This is a genomic window from Streptomyces tendae (assembly GCF_008632955.1).
Lineage (GTDB): Bacteria > Actinomycetota > Actinomycetes > Streptomycetales > Streptomycetaceae > Streptomyces.
Genome location: NZ_CP043959.1, coordinates 1949307 through 1966160, shown reverse-complemented (window position 1 = coordinate 1966160; position 16854 = coordinate 1949307). Strand labels below are relative to the sequence as shown.

Annotated in this window: 11 protein-coding genes and 2 pseudogenes; 4 read left to right on the top strand and 9 right to left on the bottom strand. The window is 72.8% G+C overall.

Features of this window, described 5'->3' with window-relative positions; translation table 11 throughout:
• Positions 1-85: 85 nt before the first annotated feature.
• Positions 86-949: an esterase/lipase family protein gene (locus F3L20_RS09145; RefSeq protein ID WP_150153693.1), complete on the bottom strand. Its 864-nt coding sequence runs from the start codon at positions 947-949 to the stop codon at positions 86-88.
• A gap of 173 nt (positions 950-1122) precedes the next feature.
• Positions 1123-1340 (bottom strand): annotated as a pseudogene (locus F3L20_RS35565) (MarR family transcriptional regulator); the annotation flags it as partial.
• 17 nt (positions 1341-1357) lie between these two features.
• Here F3L20_RS35565 and F3L20_RS34460 point away from each other — a divergent pair.
• A pseudogene (locus F3L20_RS34460) lies at positions 1358-1594 on the top strand (cupin domain-containing protein); the annotation flags it as partial.
• 24 nt (positions 1595-1618) lie between these two features.
• On the opposite strand, the gene F3L20_RS09130 reads toward F3L20_RS34460, so the two are convergent.
• Both F3L20_RS09130 and F3L20_RS09125 read right to left on the bottom strand, forming a co-directional pair.
• Positions 1619-2587, bottom strand: a complete 969-nt coding sequence (locus F3L20_RS09130) for a DNA polymerase Y family protein (protein ID WP_150153691.1) — start codon at positions 2585-2587, stop codon at positions 1619-1621.
• Positions 2584-6135 (bottom strand): DNA polymerase III subunit alpha, encoded by a 3552-nt coding sequence (locus F3L20_RS09125; protein WP_150157271.1) that lies wholly within the window; start codon positions 6133-6135, stop codon positions 2584-2586. The genes F3L20_RS09130 and F3L20_RS09125 overlap by 4 nt, the downstream gene beginning before the upstream one ends.
• 153 nt (positions 6136-6288) lie before the next feature.
• Here F3L20_RS09125 and F3L20_RS09120 point away from each other — a divergent pair, with 153 nt between their 5' ends.
• Positions 6289-7326 carry a DUF3533 domain-containing protein gene (locus F3L20_RS09120; RefSeq protein WP_150153689.1) on the top strand — a complete coding sequence of 346 codons (1038 nt, stop codon included), beginning with the start codon at positions 6289-6291 and terminating at the stop codon, positions 7324-7326.
• 82 nt (positions 7327-7408) lie between these two features.
• Here the strand turns inward: F3L20_RS09120 and F3L20_RS09115 are convergent, their stop codons facing one another.
• The 3 genes from F3L20_RS09115 to F3L20_RS09105 form a co-directional block, all read right to left on the bottom strand.
• Positions 7409-8455 (bottom strand): S1 family peptidase, encoded by a 1047-nt coding sequence (locus tag F3L20_RS09115; protein ID WP_167534675.1) that lies wholly within the window; start codon positions 8453-8455, stop codon positions 7409-7411.
• A gap of 507 nt (positions 8456-8962) precedes the next feature.
• The gene (locus F3L20_RS09110) at positions 8963-9868 is read right to left on the bottom strand and encodes a S1 family peptidase (protein ID WP_024885273.1); all 906 of its coding nucleotides are present in this window, start codon (positions 9866-9868) and stop codon (positions 8963-8965) included.
• Positions 9869-10187: 319 nt separating this feature from the next.
• Positions 10188-11336, bottom strand: a complete 1149-nt coding sequence (locus F3L20_RS09105) for a DUF5685 family protein (RefSeq protein WP_150153685.1) — start codon at positions 11334-11336, stop codon at positions 10188-10190.
• A 291-nt stretch (positions 11337-11627) separates the two neighbouring features.
• Between F3L20_RS09105 and F3L20_RS09100 the strand changes: the two genes are divergently transcribed.
• Positions 11628-12065: a cell division protein SepF gene (locus tag F3L20_RS09100; RefSeq protein WP_024885275.1), complete on the top strand. Its 438-nt coding sequence runs from the start codon at positions 11628-11630 to the stop codon at positions 12063-12065.
• Positions 12066-12105: 40 nt separating this feature from the next.
• On the opposite strand, the gene F3L20_RS09095 is transcribed toward F3L20_RS09100, so the two are convergent.
• Positions 12106-13296, bottom strand: a complete 1191-nt coding sequence (locus F3L20_RS09095; protein ID WP_145828109.1) for an acyl-CoA dehydrogenase family protein — start codon at positions 13294-13296, stop codon at positions 12106-12108.
• 125 nt (positions 13297-13421) lie between these two features.
• Positions 13422-15131, bottom strand: a complete 1710-nt coding sequence (locus F3L20_RS09090) for an MFS transporter (RefSeq protein ID WP_150153683.1) — start codon at positions 15129-15131, stop codon at positions 13422-13424.
• Between the two features lie 263 nt (positions 15132-15394).
• On the opposite strand from F3L20_RS09090, the gene F3L20_RS09085 reads away from it, so the two are divergent.
• On the top strand, positions 15395-16690 hold the full coding sequence (locus F3L20_RS09085) for a glycosyltransferase family 39 protein (RefSeq protein ID WP_150153681.1): 1296 nt from the start codon (positions 15395-15397) through the stop codon (positions 16688-16690).
• Positions 16691-16854: the final 164 nt, after the last annotated feature.

Sequence of the window (16854 nt, the reverse complement as noted above, 5' to 3'; positions counted from 1 at the left end):
GCGGCGGGTCCCTGTCCGGCGGCTCAGGCCGGACAGGGACCCGCCGCTTTTCCCGGACGGCCGCCCGGGAGTCCGCTGACACGTGTCAGCTGAAGACGGACGCGCAGGTGGTGGGTCTGGCGCGGGCCGGGTCGAGGGCGTTCGCCACCTCGTGGAAGGCGATCCGGTCGAGCAGCCCGATCGCCAGGTGCTCGGACAGGTCGACCGGACAGAGGTCCTGCAGGACCACGTTCCGTACGTTCGGTCCGGTCAGGAAGGCACTGCGGTACGGGGTGACGACCTGGTCGTACCTGGTGGCGATGACGGTGTAGCGGACGCCGGGCACGGTGTCGCCGCCGGCGTTGAGCTTGGTGAGGAAGGCGGAGCCGGCGACCTGGTCGGCGAGGGCGGGGGTCGCCTCGCTCAGCAGGTCCTCGGCGCCGGGGAAGTACGGCAGGAGTGCGGTGAGGCCGCCGAGGGTGGTGCCGTGGTTGCTGGGCGCGAGACCGACGAGGGCGTTCACCTCGGCGGCGCCGCCGAGGAACTTGAGGTAGTAGCGGGGCATCATGCCGCCCTGGGAGTGGCCCACGATGTCGGCCTTCGCGGCGCCGGTCGCGGCGAGCACCCGGTCGACGTAGGCGTCGAGCTGCCCGGCGGACTTCTCGACGGGGCCAAGGCCGTGGAAGAAGGGGACGCCGGGGAGCTGGCCGTAGTCGAGGGAGAAGACGCAGTAGCCGCGGTTCTTCAGATAGGGCGCGAGGCCCAGCCAGTTGTCGACGGAGTTGCCGAAGGTGCCGTGGACCAGGACGACCGGGCGGGGGTGGGCGGCGGAGGGCTTGCATGTGAAGTCGTTCCAGCCGGAGCTGGGCGCGGCGGCGGCCTGTGCGCTCGCCGCGGTGGGGACGGTGACGGCGGCCGCGGCCAGCAGGAACGCGGCCAGCGGTCTGATCACCCGCTTCCAGTGCAGCATCGTGTGATCTCCTTGCGGCTCAAGGGGAAGGGTGGGGGCCTACGCCCTGTGATCCGGATCACGGGATGCTGTTCACTCATCAAGTTACGGGCGAGTAGGGAAAGCTGGAAGTTACGGGCCGGTAAAAACTCTCCCCGTCACCGCACGATCACGCGCCACCGCCTGATAGTGCGTCACCAAGCGGGACGAATCGCCCCGCCGGATGCGACACACGTCAACTGCATGCGCAGAGTGCGCAGTTCCGCCTCCCCCAGCACCTCGCTTCAGGCCCGCGCATCACCTCCGCGGCCGCCTCCTCGGCCGCCCGGGTGCAGGTCCACCCCGCCTCGGTCACCACCACCAGCCGCGCCCGCGCGTCCACGGGACGAGGGCGGCGCTCCGCAGACCCTCGAACCCGCGCGCGACCACGCCGCCACGGATGCGCCGGGAGAACTCTCCGGCGACGGGATCTTCCATCTGCTCGCGGGCGAACTGCTCACCCTCGACGGCACCCCGCACCGGATCGCCGCCGGCGACACCGTGATCGTCGACGCCGGTGCGACGCTCGCCGTGGAGAACCCGGCTGCCGAGGCCGCCGTCTCCTGGGTGACCACCTCCCAAGGGCTGGAGGCGACGCAGGCCGACGGCACGCGCGTCGCGCCGCCTGGGCCAACTGAGCTGCCTCCCAGGTCAGGCGGCCAGCGTGCCCGGGATCACCGCGTGGGGGCCGAACTTCGCCCGGACCCGGTCCGCGACCTCCTCGATCCTGCGCACCTTCTCGTCCACCGGGTCGAAGGTGAGCTGGTGGGAGGCCTGTTCGGCGGGGTCGAGGCCCTCCGCGCGCAACACCACCGCGCGCACCCGGGCACGTTGCAGACCGAGCGCCTCGTACAGGCCGTACGCCGCCCTGGTGAGCGCGGGCGAGTGCGCGGTCGGCTCGGGGAGCGTGCGGGTGCGGGTGGTCGCCGACCGGTCGGCGTAGCGGACGGTGAGGGTGAGGCCGCGGCAGACCTGGTCCAGCGCGCGCAGCCGGGCGCCCAGTTCCTCGGCGGCCGAGAGCAGGGCGCGGCGGTGCCGTCCGGGGTCCAGTTCGTCGCGGGTGAAGGGGCGTTCGGTGGCCAGTGACCGGGAGACGGCGTCGGGCACGACCCGGCCGCGGTCGACGCCGTTCGCCTTCTCGTGCAGCTCGCGTCCGGCGCGGGCGCCCACCAGCCGCTGGAGCGTGGACAGCGGGGCGGCGGCGACCCGGCCCAGGCTGTCCAGGCCGTACTCGCACAGGGTACGGGCGGTCCTGGTGCCGACGCCGGGCAGCGCCACGACGGGCTGCCCGGCGAGGAACTCCCGCACCTCGTCCTCGGCCACCGCGCGGGTCAGCCCCGGCCGGGCCTCCCGCAGCGCCATGCGGGCCAGCATGGGGCCGGGACCGGCGCCGATCACGCAGTCGACGCCGTGCAGGGCGAGGGCGCGCACCCTGATCACCGAGGCCAGTTCCACCGCGGTACGCCCGAAGTACCGTTCGGCGCCGCGCAGATCGGCCAGCGCGCCGTCCGGAGGCAGGGCCTGCACGACGGGGGTGAACTCCTCCAGCAGGCCGAGCAGCCCCGGCAGGGCCGCCTCGTACATCGGCGGCAGCTGGAAACGTACGCAGAGAATGGTCATCCCGCACTCCCCGGACTCTGGTGCCACAACTTCCTTCCCACCGCGGGCCCTTCGCCCGCGGGGCGCAGATCGGCCCAGGGGTGCATCTCGTACCCCGTGGGCATGCGGATCGTCCGCTCCTCCATCGGGTCCCGGGCCGCCGAACCGGCCGGCGCGGGCAGCCCGTCCGAACCGGCCAGCCGCCTGCGGGCCGGGGCGCCCTCGTCGTCGGCGGCCCCGGAGCCGTCGCCGCCCGGGGCGGCGAGCCGCGCGGCGACCCCTTCCAGTCCCTCCTCCCGCCGGATCTCCAGCAGGTCGGCGAGGTTCCAGGCGGCGGAGCCGACCACGCTGAAGCTGCGTGGGCCGCGCCGCTGCACCACCCCGCGCACCAGCAGCAGCCAGGAGTGGAAGACGGTGTGGGCGCAGGTGTCGTGCGAGTCGTCGAAGAAGGCGAGGTCGACCAGGCCCGTGCCGTCGTCCAGGGTGGAGAAGATGACCCGCCGCCCGGAGCGGACGGGCGGGGTCTGGGTGGCCGCCTTGGCGCCCGCGACCAGCACCGTCTCTCCGTGCCGCATCTCGCGCAGCCGCCGTGCGGAGACCACGCCGAGCTCCTTGAGGAAGGTGCCGTGGTCGTCCATCAGATGGCGGGAGGCGTCCATGGACAGCACGCCGAGTTCGGCACTGAGCTTCTCCGGCTCGGTGAGGTCGGGCAGCCCGGCGGAGGCTGTCCGCCGGCCGCCGGACAGCGGGAGCTGGTCGCCGCGTCCGCCACGGGCGCCGCGGTGCAGTTCGGTCAGGTGCAGTTGCAGGTCGCGGCGGTTGGCGCCGAACGCGTCCAGCGCGCCGACCTGGGCGAGCCGCCCGGCGAGCGGGCGGCTGGGCCGGGCCCGCTCCCAGAAGTCGAGCAGCGAGGCGTACGGCTGTCCCTCGGCGATCCGGGCGGCCTCGGCCTCGCTGATGCCGTGTACGTCGGAGAGCGCCAGACGCAGGCCCCACACCGGCTTCCCGTCCTTCGCCACCCCCTTCACCTCCCCTGAATCAGACACCAGTTCGATCCTGTGTGCGACCCCCGACTTGTTCACGTCCAGCGGCAGCACCGGCACTCCCCGCCGCCGCGCGTCCGCCAGCAGCAGCCGCTTGGGGTACATCCCGGGGTCATGGGTCAGCAGCCCGGCGTAGAAGGCCGCCGGATGGTGCGCCTTCAGCCACGCCGACTGGTACGTCGGCACGGCGAAGGCGACCGCGTGCGCCTTGCAGAAGCCGTAGGAGCCGAAGGCCTCGACGATCTCCCAGGTGCGCTGAATCGTTTCCGTGTCATAGCCGCGGGCCGCCGCGTGCTGCGCGAACCACACCTTGATGCGCCCCTGCGACTCCGGGTCGGACAGCCCGCGCCGCACCCGGTCCGCCTCGCCGCGCCCGCAGCCGGTCATCACCGAGACGATGTCGATGACCTGCTCGTGGAAGACCACGACCCCGTACGTCCCCTTCAGCGCCTCCTCCAGGTCCGGGTGCGGGTAGCGCACCGGGGCCCGCCCGTGCCGCGCCTCGATGAACGGCCGCACCATGTCGGCGGCGACCGGCCCGGGCCGGAACAGGGAGATGTCCACGACCAGGTCGTGGAAGGTGGACGGCTGGAGCCGCCCGACCAGGTCCCGCTGGCCGGGGGACTCGATCTGGAAGCAGCCGAGCGTCTCGGTGGACCGGATCAGCCCGTACGTCGCCGGATCGCCCTGCGGCACCGCGTCCAGGTCGATCCGCTCCCCCGTCGCCCGCTCCACCTCGGTGACCGCGTGCGCCATCGCCGACTGCATCCGCACGCCCAGCACGTCCAGCTTGAGCAGCCCGAGGTCCTCCACGTCGTCCTTGTCGAACTGCGCCATCGGGAAGCCCTCGCCGCTGGTCGGCATGACCGGCGTGCGGGACAGCAGGGAGGCGTCCGACAGCAGCACCCCGCACGGGTGCATGGCGATGCCGCGCGGGAGCGCGTCGAGGGCCTCGACCAGCTCCCACAGCCTGCCGTACTTCTCCTTCTCCCCCGCCAGCTGCCTCAGTTCGGGCAGTTCCTCGAGCGCCGCGCGGGCGTCCCGGGCCCGGATGTGCGGGAAGGACTTGGCCACCCGGTCGATCTCGGCCGGGTCCATGGACAGCGCGGCGCCGACGTCCCGGATGGCGTGGCGCACCCGGTAGGTCTCCGGCATGGCGACCGTGGCGACCCGCTCGGTGCCGAACCGGCCGATGATCGCGCGGTAGACCTCCAGCCGCCGCGCCGACTCCACGTCGATGTCGATGTCCGGCAGCACCACCCGTTCCTTGGACAGGAAGCGCTCCATCAGCAGCCCGTGCTCGACCGGGTCGGCGTGCGCGATGCCGAGCAGGTGGTTGACCAGGGAGCCGGCGCCGGAGCCCCGCGCGGCGACCCGGATCCCCATGTCCCGTACGTCGTCGACGACCTGGGAGACGGTGAGGAAGTAGGAGGCGAAGCCGTGGTGGGCGATGATGTCCAGCTCCCGGTGCATCCGCTCCCAGTACTCCCGGCGGCCGTCGTAACCGCGCAGCACCATGCCCGCCGTCGCACGGGAGGCCAGCGCCCGTTGGGCGGTGCGGCGGCCGGCGCCGACCAGGTGCGGCTCGGGGAAGTGGACGCTGCCCATGCCGAGGTCGTCCTCGGGGTCGACCAGGCACGCGGCGGCCGTCGCCTGCGTCTGGTCGAGCAACCGCAGGGCGGTCTCGCGCCGGAAGCCGGCGGCCTCGACGATCCGCTCGGCGGCCCGCAGCATGGCGCCCTCGTCCTTGAGCCAGGCCTCGCCCGGGTCCAGCCCTTTGGCCGGGTCGACGGGGACCAGCCGGCGGGCGGCGTCCAGCACGTCGGCGACCGGGCCGAGGCCGGGGTCGGCATAGCGGACGGCGTTGCTGAGCACGGGCCGTACGTGCTGCTCGGCGGCGAAGCCCAGGGTGCGGGCGGCCAGCCGCAGCGAGCCGGGCCCGGTGCCGGTACGGCCGTGCCAGACGGCCTCCAGGCGCAGGGCGTCGCCGTACACCTCCCGCCAGGGGGCGAGCAGCCGGGCGGCGCGGTCGGGGCGGCCGGCGGCGAGGGCACGGCCGACGTCGGAGTCGGGGCCGAGCAGGACGGTCAGGCCGTCGGCGTGGTTGTCCTCCCACGACAGCCGCGGGAGGCCGTCCGCCGTGTGGGCGGCGGAGACCAGGCGGCACAGGTCGGCCCAGCCGCGGGCGCCGTCCCGGGCGAGGAAGGTGACGCGCGGTGTCGACTCGTCGATGAAGGCACCGCCGCGCACCGGGGTGCGGCGCCGGTCTCGCCGGACGGAGACGTCCCCGGAGGCGGGGGCGGCCGCCGGGGCGGTCACCGCCAGCTCCGCGCCGAACAGCGGACGGACGCCCGCCTTCGCGCAGGCCTTGGCGAAGCGGACGGACCCGGCGAGGGTGTCGCGGTCGGTGAGGGCGAGGGCGTCCATGCCCCGCTCCGAGGCCCGCTCGGCCAGCCGCTCCGGGTGCGAGGCGCCGTAGCGCAGGGAGAACCCGGAGACGGTGTGCAGATGCGTGAAACCCGGCACACGCACCTCCCGCACTCTGAGTCCCGACCGCCTATCGAACAACTGTTCCCAGTCACCTCACCCCCACCATAGACCAATTTTCGAATGAGTGTGCGACATCCGTTCGGCCCCTTCCCACCTGCGCAAACACCTGCTCCCCCGGACCGTGGGGACATGACACAGAGCACCGGCCTCGGGACCCGCCCGCGCTCGTTCCTCGGCGAGGTGCACGACGCCGTCACCCCCCGGGCCGCCCTGCTCGTGCTCGGCGTGATCGCGCTCATGCTGCTGTTCATCGCCTCCTACGTCGGAGCGCTGCACCATCCGAAACTGCGCGACGCGGCCTTCGGGGTCGTCGCACCGCCCCCCGCCGCCGAGCGGACGGTGACCACGCTGAAGCAGCTGCCCGGCTCCCCGCTGGACCCGCGGACGGTGAAGGACGAGGCGACCGCGCGGCAGCAGATCCTGAACCGCGAGGCCGACGGCGCGCTGATCGTGGACCCCCGCGGCACCGAGGACACGCTGCTCGTCGCCTCCGGTGCCGGCAGCGCCCTCTCCAACTCCCTGAACAGCCTCCTGCGCGAAGTGGAACACGCCGAGCGGCGCACGGTGCGCACCGTCGACGTGGCTCCTGCCTCCCCGGACGACTTCGACGGCCTGACGTCCTTCTACCTGGTGGTGGGCTGGTGCGTGGGCGGCTATCTGTGCGCTTCGATCCTGGCGATCAGTGCGGGGGCCAAGCCGGCCAATCCGCGCCGCGCGGTGATCCGGATCGGCGCCATGGCCCTGACCGGCGTCCTCGGGGGCCTGGGGGGCGCGGTGATCGTGGGGCCGATCCTCGGCGCGCTCCCCGGGAGCGTGGCCGCCCTGTGGGGTCTGGGTGCCCTGACCACCTTCGGCGTCGGCGTGGCGACCCTCGCGCTGGAGGGACTCTTCGACATCGTGGGCATCGGACTGGCGATCCTGCTCGTGGTGATCGCCGGCAACCCGAGCGCGGGCGGCGCCTTCCCCGCCCCGATGCTGCCGCCTTTCTGGGCGGCGATCGGCCCGGCGCTCCCCCCGGGTGCCGGCACCTGGACGGCCCGTTCGATCGCGTACTTCAACGGCAACGCCGTGACCGGTCCCCTGCTGGTGCTGTCGGCCTGGGCCCTCGCCGGCAGCGTGGTCACGCTGCTGACGGCGCTGCCCCGCCGGGAACGGCGCCCCGCCTGATCCGGAGCGGAGAGCCCGGCACCGGCACGCGGAAGTCCCGCCCCTGACGCACGGAGCGGGACTTCGCGGGAGAACCCGGTGCTCAGCCGATCTGCGTACCGGTGGCCGACAGGGCCTCCGTCACGGGCTGGAAGAAGGTCTCGCCGCCCGAGGAGCAGTCGCCGCTGCCGCCGGAGGTGAGGCCGACCGCGCTGCTGCCCGAGAAGAGCGAGCCGCCGCTGTCGCCGGGCTCGGCGCAGACGTCGGTCTGGATCAGACCGTTGACGATGTCGCCGTTGCCGTAGTTCACCGTGGCGTCCAGGCCGGTGACCGTGCCGGAGTGCACCTGGGTGGTGGAGCCGCTGCGGGTCACCTGCATGCCGACGGTGGCCTCGGCGGCGCCGCTGATGGACTGCGAGGAGCCGTCGTAGAGGTTCACCTCGCTCGGGTGGGCCACGTCGGCCGTGTACTTGACCAGGCCGTAGTCGTCGCCCGGGAAGCTGGACGCGGCGTTCTCACCGATCACGTTGCCCGAGGAGTCCGACCACGTCGAGATGCCCTCGGTGCAGTGGCCCGCGGTGAGGAAGTGCGGCTCGCCGCCCTTGGTCACGTTGAAGCCGAGCGAGCAGCGCCCGCCGTTGCCGGTGATGGCGTCGCCGCCCGCGACGAAGGGCTTGTACTCGCCCTTGGTGCGCTTGAGTTCGGCCTTGGCGCCGAGCCCCTCGACGACCTGGGTGAGCTTGGCCCACTCGGCCTCGGAGACCGTGCGGTCCGCCGTGACGACGACCCTGTTGGAGACCGGGTCGGTCACCCAGGAGGTGCCCGGGATCGTGGCGTCCTGCTGGAGGGTGGTGCGCGCGCTCCTGAGATCGGCGAGGGAGTTCGCCACGACTCTCGCCTGCGCCCCGGCCGACGTGACGGCCTCGGCCGCGGTCTCGTCGAGCACGTTCACCACGAGGCTCTTGGTCTTCGCGTCGTAGTACGTTCCCGCCGCGTCGGTGCCCAGGTCCTGGAGCAGCGTCGAGGCGAGATTTCCGGCCGCCTGGACCGAGAGGGTGCGGGGCGCGGCGCCGGCCGGGACCTCGCTGGCGTTCGCAGTCTGGAAGGTGACCGCGCCCGCGGCCAGTGCGGCGATGCCCGCACCCGCCATGACGGCACGGCGCCTGGGTATGCGTCGGTGCTTCAACTCACGTCCTCCTGTGGGGGGACGGCCCGGGGTGGTTGTGGGGACCCCACCGGACCGGAAGGCGTACGGCCACGGGGGTGACGCACAACAAAAGCCACGCCCGTGCCGGTTGAACGGCGCCCACTCTTCCGAACCTCACAGGGAGCACACAAGGTCGACTTCAGGACGCGCGTACGACAAGAGGCGTGCGTCCTCTATGTCCTGACAGTTCATGGACACGGGCGGCGGTTCGCACTGCAAACGGCACACCGGCGTAACTCCCGGTACAGCCCACCCGTTCGCGGTGTGGCCGAAAATCGCCCCCTCGCGGCCGGGATCCGGCCGGGGTGCGACGGGCGGGCGTTGCGTCCGCACCGGTTGCGACGCCGGCCCCGGACAGGGACGAGCCCCCGCACGCGGATCGCGTGCGGGGGCTCGTCGGGCTGCCGGCTCCTGACGGAGCCACGGGGACCGGCGTCGCCGGAGGACGTCCTAGTAGACGCTGACCCCGTAGGCGCTCAGGGCCTCGGTCACCGGCTGGAAGAAGGTCGTACCGCCGGAGGAGCAGTTGCCGCTGCCGCCGGAGGTCAGACCGTACGCGGTGCCGTTGCTGCCGTAGAGCGCGCCGCCGGAGTCGCCGGGCTCGGCGCAGACCGTGGTCTGGATGAGACCGGAGACGATGTCGCCGCCGCCGTAGTTGACGGTCGCGTTGAGCGCGGTGACCCGGCCGCTGTGCGTACCCGTGGTGGAGCCGTCACGGATGACCGTGGTGCCCACGCTCGGGGTGGCCGCGCGGGTGATGTCCACGCCGTTCGCGGTGCCGGGCCGGCTGACGGAGCCGGTGTACCGGACGATGCCGTAGTCGTTGCCCGGGAAGCTGGATCCGGCCGTCGTGCCGATGGCCGTGGTGCGCGCGGAGTTGGAGTACCAGGTGCCCGCGCCGTCGGTGCAGTGACCGGCGGTCAGGAAGTACTCGACCCCGCTGCTGCTGCGGACGTTGAAGCCGAGGGAGCAGCGCCAGCTGCTCGCGTAGATGGCGTCGCCGCCCTGGATGAGCTTGGTGAACTGACCCGGGGTGCGCTTGACGGTGATCGCCTCGGCGTTGTCCCCGGCCTGCTGCTTGATCTTGTTGATCTCGGCCTGGGAGACGGTGCTGTCGACGGTCACGACGACCCGGTTGGTCTTGCTGTCGACGGCCCAGGCGGTGCCCGGGATGTCGGCCTTCAGCACCGAGCTGCTCGCGCTCTTGAGCGCGGAAGAGCTGAAGGTGGTGGGGGTGTCGGCCGCGTTCGCGCTGGGGATCGCGATTGCGGCGGCGGCCACGAGGCCGGTGGAGACGGCGATCAGCCGAGTCCGTCTCGTGATGCCGCTGCGAGGGGTGGTGCGCTTGATCCTCACTTTTCGTTCCTCCACAAAGGAAGTAGGGGGCCCTCGTGGGGTTTGTGGGCCCGTGAGGCGCAGTCAGGAGACCCGACGCGTTCGGATTCCGAATCCGACGTGCCCCTGACAAGCGCTGCGGCGAGTATTCGGCCGACCGACCGTTCGGCGCAAGGGTGCCTTTTGGCCTGTGCTTTAGGGACGAGTAGTCGAGTTGCTCCCCGCCCGACATCGCGTTACCGGTCGTCACGCCCCGGTGTCGACCGGTCGAACAAGGAAAAGGATGGCTGGATTCCGCTCAGTGCCGCACGGCACCCGCCCGGCGACACCCGCCTCCCGCTCAGCAGTCGCACCCGCAGTCGCACCCGCCGCACCCGCCGTCCTCCCCACAGCAGTTGCAGCAGTCACAGCACTCGCAGCAGTCACAGTCGCAGTTGTTGGCACAGCCTTCCTTGCGCTCCCGCGTCCACGGATCCTCGTAGGTCCCGCAGCACATCTGGCACGTACAGGCGAGTCCCAGCCACACGGCGCACCCCGCCAGCAGCCCGCGCCGGTCGCGGCGCGGCGGCTCGGGGGGCGTCGGGGCGCCCGGAGCACCAGGAGGGGCGTAAGGGTGCGAACCGTGGGCACAGGAGGGCGTACCGAAGGCACGTCGGACGGAGTCGGGTAGTTCATGCACGAGAAGCCGGTGGGCGAGACCGCCGTCCGTGAACTCGGCCTCGCTCAGGGCGAGGCGGATACCGTGCACCGCGTCGTCGGCGAGCCGCCGGGCCTCCTCGAGCGGGGTGCCGGTGGCGGTGAGCGGGTTCCACGCGCCGGAGGCGGCGTCGGCCTCCCGGTCCTCCACGGCGTCCAGCAGGTGCGCGAGGCGCCCGAAGAGCCGCCCCGCCTCCGCGAGCGGCGCCGCGTTGCCGGGCCGTCCGGCCAGCACCGCGGTGTGCGCGAAGGCCGCCGCGGTCGCGGTCTCGGTCGGCTCGGTGACGGTGAGGATCGGGGTGCCGTATCCGGCCAGGGTCTCGATGCCGGTCTGCCGGTCCACCGCGTCGACGAGGACCGCGGTGTCGAAGCCGAGGTCGGAGCCGGTCCGGGCGCCCGCCCGGTCCCAGCTCGCCGCGACCCGGCGGGCGGCGACCGCCACCGGACGGCGGGCCAGCAGCCCGTCCCCGTCGGCGACGTGGTCGCGCACCTTGGCGGAGGCCAGGATGAGGGAGACGGCCGCGGCCAGCCGCGCGCCCTCACCGTGGGCGACGGAGGCGGTGCGCATGCCGCGCAGCGGACAGGGCCCCGCGGTGCGCCGTTTCGCGCCGCCGACGTCCGACTGAGCCTCCGTCAGGACGGAGACAAGCAGTCCGTCGTAGTTGGTGACGATCCGCGCGAGCTGTCCGTGGTCCCCGCGCAGCGCCAGGCACAGACCGCAGAGGTGGGCCGTCCACTGGGCGGTGAACTTCTCGCCCAGCCGGTGACGGCAGGGCCTGACGATTCCGAACACGACGTTCCCCCGTGCATGCGTGCGACGTTCAGCGGCGGCATCGTATCGGTCACGGCGTTCACCCGTATGCGCCCTTCATCACCCGTACGCCGCGTAGAATCATATTTCACTCACAGTCAGCAGCCGTTTACGTCAGGGCCCTTGGGAAACCAGGACTCTCGACGGATTCGCTGTGCACCAGTACCGTCACAAACCCCCCGCGCGGCGTCTATCCACTTGGCGCACCCTCCGCATCATGGACGACCATAGGGATGCGGAAAGCACGAAAGACCGCTGTGAGAGGAGGCGTCCATGGGATCGGTACGCAAGGCGAGTGCCTGGCTTGGCCTCGTCGACGACAACGAAGACGAGCGTTACTACGACGACGACTACTCCGACGGGACCGAGCCCGGGGAGGCCTGGGTCACCGATCCGCGGGTCAAGGTGGCCGCTGACGCCGCCGAGGAGCGGGGCCGCCGGATCGGCACGATCACCCCGGACAGCTTCCGGGACGCCCGCGCCATCGGTGAGCTGTTCCGCGAGGGCGTGCCGGTCATCATGAATCTCACGGCCATGGACGCCACCGACGCCAAGCGCGTCGTCGACTTCGCGGCGGGCCTGATCTTCGGTCTGCGCGGCTCGATCGAGCGGGTGTCCAACCGGGTCTTCCTGCTCAGCCCGGCCGACACCGAGGTGGTCAGCGGCGAACCGGCCGCCCACCGCACCGACGGTTTCTTCAACCAGAGCTGAGGCGGGGCCGCTCGCCGGCCCCGCCCCCGCAGGCGTGGTCCTACCGGAACGCGTCGATTCCGGTGAGCGCCTTGCCCAGCACGAGCTGGTGCATCTCGACGGTGCCCTCGTAGGTGAGGACCGACTCCAGGTTCGTCGCGTGCCGCATCACCGGGTACTCGAGCGAGATCCCGTTGGCCCCAAGGATCGTCCGGGCCGTGCGGCAGATGTCGATGGCCTCGCGCACGTTGTTGAGCTTGCCGAAGCTGACCTGCTCGGGACGCAGGCGGCCGGCGTCCATCCGCCGCCCCAGATGGTGGGCGAGCAGGATCCCCTTGTGCAGTTCCACCGCCATGTCGGCGAGCTTGGCCTGGGTGAGCTGGAAGCCGCCGATGGGCCGCCCGAACTGCTCCCGGGTCCTCGCGTAGTCGACCGCCGCCTCGAAGCTGCTCCGCGCGGCGCCCATCGCCCCCCACACGATCCCGTACCGGGCGTGCGACAGACAGCTCAGCGGGCCCTTCAGCCCGGTCACCTCCGGCAGCACCGCGTCGGCGGGCAGCCGTACGTCGTCCATCACGAGTTCGCTGGTGACGGACGCGCGCAGGGACCACTTGTGCTTGATCTCCGGGGCCGAGAAGCCCGGGGTGTCGGTCGGCACGGCGAAACCGCGGATGCCGTCGTCGGTCTGCGCCCACACCACGGCGACCCCGGCCACGGAGCCGTTGGTGATCCACATCTTGCGGCCGTTGAGCACCCAGTCGGCGCCGTCCTTCTTGGCGTAGGTGCGCATCGAGCCCGGGTCGGAGCCGTGGTCGGGTTCGGTGAGCCCGAAGCAGCCGATGACCTCGCCCGAGGCCATCCGGGGCAGCCAGTGCCGCTTCTGCTCCTCGCTGCCGAAGCGGTGGACGGCGTACATGGCGAGCGAGCCCTGCACGGAGACCAGGGAGCGGATCCCGGAGTCGGCAGCCTCCAGCTCCAGGCAGGCCAGCCCGTACTGCACGGCGCTCGCGCCCGCGCACCCGTAGCCGTCGAGGGACATGCCGAGCGCGCCGAGCGCGCCGAGCTCCCGGGCCAGGTCCCGGATGCCGGGCAGCTCGCCCTTTTCGTACCAGTCGGCGACGTACGGCAGCACGCGGTCCGCCGCCCAGCCGCGCACCGTGTCCCGGATCGCCAGGTCCTCCGGCTCCAGCAGGTCGTCGAGGCCGAGAGGGTCGGCGGGATCGAACGCGGGCGGCTTCGCGGACGCGGACATGGGGGCACCCTCCGGGGGCTGGTCAGCCGGAACGTCGACGTGCACGACTAGCACTGCTAGTCAGGCTCGGGGCGACGTTACGACGCCGGCCTTCCGGCGTCCACCCCGGGCGGTGCGGGCGTGGCTCACACCCTCAGGCCGGGACCGCGGGATTCGGCGGCCTTCCGGGGTGCGGGCATCTGCGCGGGGCTGCCGCCCGGGCCGGCCTTCGCGGTGGTCTCCGGGGCTGCCCCGGAACCGGTCGTGGGAGTGGTCCCGGAGGGGGTGCCGGGGGCGGTCCCGGAAGGAACCCCGGGGGCGGTCTCGCACTGCATCACCCGCGGCAGCCGCAGCGCCATCGCCGCTCCGGCCAGCAGCAGGCCCGCGCTGACCAGCAGCGTCACGTGCAGCCCGTGCACGAAGGACTGGCGCGCCGCGAGCCGCAGCGCCTCCCCCGCCGGGCCGCCGAGCCGCGCCGCCACCTCGTACGCCTCACCCAGCGAGTGCGCCGCCGCGTCGGACGCCGGGGCGGGCACCCCGGGGACCTGGGCGAGGCCGGGCGCGTAGGCCCCGTTCATCACGCTGCCGAGCAGCGCGATGCCGATGCCGGCACCGAGCTGGTAGGAGGTCTCGCCGATCGCCGCCGCCCCGCCGGCCTGCTCCTGCGGCGCCTCGCTGAGCATCGACTCGTAGGCGCCGAACAGGGTGGTCTCCAGGCCGAAGCCGAGCAGGACGAAACCGCCGAGCAGCAGCGGGGCGTTGTCCTGGCCGCCCATCGCGGTCAGCATCACCACCGCCCCGGCCGTGAGACAGAAGCCGAAGGAGACCATGCGCCGCGGGCCGAACCGGCGCAGCGCCCGCGCCCCGGCCAGTCCCGCCGCCATCGCGGCGACGGTGAGCGGCAGCAGCCGCAGCCCGGTCTCCAGCGGGGACAGTCCCAGCACGAGCTGGAGGTACTGCGCCGCGATCAGCTCCAGGCCGACCAGGGCGAGCATCGCCAGCACGATGCAGCCCACCGAGGTGCTGAACGCGGGCCGGGCGAACATCCGCAGGTCGATCAGGGGGTGCGCGCGTCGGCGCTGCCGGCGTACGAACACCGCCAGCAGGGCCACTCCGGCGACCAGCGGCAGGAAGGTGCCCGGGCCGGTCTCCCCACCGCCGAGCTGCTTCACGCCGAGGACCACCGCGAAGAGACCGGCGGCGGCCGTGAGCGCGCCGACCACGTCCCAGGGGCCGCTGCCGTCGCCCTTCGACTCGGGCAGCAGGAGCCGCCCGACGGGGAGGCTGACCAGCATCAGCGGGATGTTGACCAGGAAAACCGAGCCCCACCAGAAGTGCTCCAGCAGGAAGCCGCCGAGCAGCGGACCGACCGCGGCGCCCACGGCGGCGACGGCGCTCCAGATGCCGATGGCGAGCGCCCGCTCGCGTCGGTCGGGGAAGACCTGGCGCAGGATCGACAGCGTGGCAGGCATGATCATCGCGCCGCCGACGCCGAGCAGCGCCCGTGCCGCGATCAGCAGCTCGGCGCTGTCCGCGAAGGCCGCCAGGGCCGAGGCCACGCCGAACAGGGTGTAGCCGAGGAGGAGGACGCGTCTGCGGCCGACCCGGTCGCCCAGGGTGCCGAAAAGGATCAGCAGCGAGGCGCAGACCAGCGGGTAGGCGTCGACGATCCAGAGCAGTTCCACGGCGCCGGGCTTGAGGTCCTCCGTGACGGCGGGGACCGCCACGTGCAGCACGGTGGCGTCGACGGCGACCAGCAGCAGGCTGACGCAGAGGACGACGAGCACCACCCAGCGGTTGGCACCGGCCCCGGCCGCCCTACGGCGCAGCGCGGCGGCCGTGGTCGTCCCGGACATGTACGTACCTCCCAGATGTTCCCTCGCGGTACGGCGGGCTCACGGGGTGGGGGACTCCCCCGTGACTCGGCCGGAGAGAAGCGGTCGTCCCCGGCCCGGGCAGCGAACGGCGAGTGACACGTCAGAGTACGCGAGGGAACGCTGAGGTCGAGTGGCGGGCCTCTCACCGTCACGGCGAATCGGTGTGGCGTACACCACTCCCCTCGTCCGGTTCACACGTCACCGCGGGCGGTCCGGTTCCGGGCCGGGTCGATAATCGGCGCGTGAACGATCTCGAGACGCGCGCCGCCGTGGCCCGCCCCGGAGCACTGCGCCGGGCCGCCCCGGCTCTCCTCGGGTACGCCGCCGTGCGTGCCCTGGGTCTGGTCGTCCTGGCCCTGTGGAGCGAGGCGCGCGGCAAGAGCGCGTACACCTTGCTGACCGCCCGCTGGGACTCCCTCTGGTACACCCGGGTCGCCGAGCTGGGGTACGGCTACGAGGTGCGGCTGCCCAATGGCGACGTGCACTCCAACCTGGCGTTCTTCCCGCTGCTTCCGTGGCTGGAGCGGCTGGCGGCGGCGGTGTCCCCGCTGTCGTACGCCGACGGCGGCTTCGTGGTGAGCCTGCTCGCCTCACTGGCCGCGGCCTGGGGGATCTTCGCGGTGGCCGACCACGTGTACGGGCGGCGGGCCGGGGTGTGCGCGGTGCTGCTGTGGGCGGTGCTGCCGGTCGGGATCGTGCAGTCGATGGCGTACAGCGAGTCCTTGTTCACGGCGCTCGCGGCCTGGGCGCTGTACGCGGTGCTGACCGGGCGCTGGGTGACGGCGGGTGTGCTGGCGGGGCTGGCGGGGCTGACCCGGCCGGTGGGGCTCGCGGTGGTCGCGGCGGTGTGGGCGGCGGGCGTCGTCGCCTTCCTGCGGGAGCGCGGCGGACCGGCGCCGGACGGCACCTCCTTCGTGGGGGGCGGCAGTGCGCTGCCGGGGGACGGCGCACGCGAGGACGCTCGCGCCGGTACGCCGGCGGCCAGCCCGCGCACGGGCGCCCCCGGCGGCGCGCCGGACGGGCCGGGCGCCCCCGGTGTCCGCCTGCGCCGGGTGGCCGGGATGCTGCTCGCGCCCCTCGGAGCCGCCGGTTACGTCCTGTGGGTCGGCCACCGGACCGGGAACGGCCTCCTGGGATATCTCGATGTCCAGGCGGGCTGGCGCAACGGCTTCGACGGCGGCTACGCCTTCGCCCGCTTCGCCGCCGCCAGGTTCACCTCCTTTCCGTCGGCGCTCGCCGGCGTGGCGCTGCTGGCCGGTGTGGGCCTGGTGGTGTGGCTCTACGTGCTCTGCGTGCGGCAGCGGCAGCCGCTCCCGCTGCTGGTGTACGCCGGTGTGGTCACCGCGCTGGCCCTGTGCGCGTCCAGCTACTTCGGCTCCAAGCCGCGGCTGCTGATGCCCGCCTTCCCCCTGCTGCTGCCGCTCGCCCTGCTCCTGGCACGGGCCCGGACGCACCGCCTGGTGCGGGTCGTGGGGGCGGTCGCGGCGGCCTCGGCGGTGTACGGCGCCTTCTGGCTGAACGGGTCCGGGCCGCCCTGACCCGCCGTGCGGCCGGGCGGTGAGCACCACGGAAATTCCGCACGAGCCCCCGGTGAACCAATTCATAAGCCCGATAATCCGGGCGCACTGCATGAGCAAAACAATTACGTGCGGGGGTTCGGATTCGCCGGAAATAAAGGCGCGGCTGAGAGGAATGCCACATC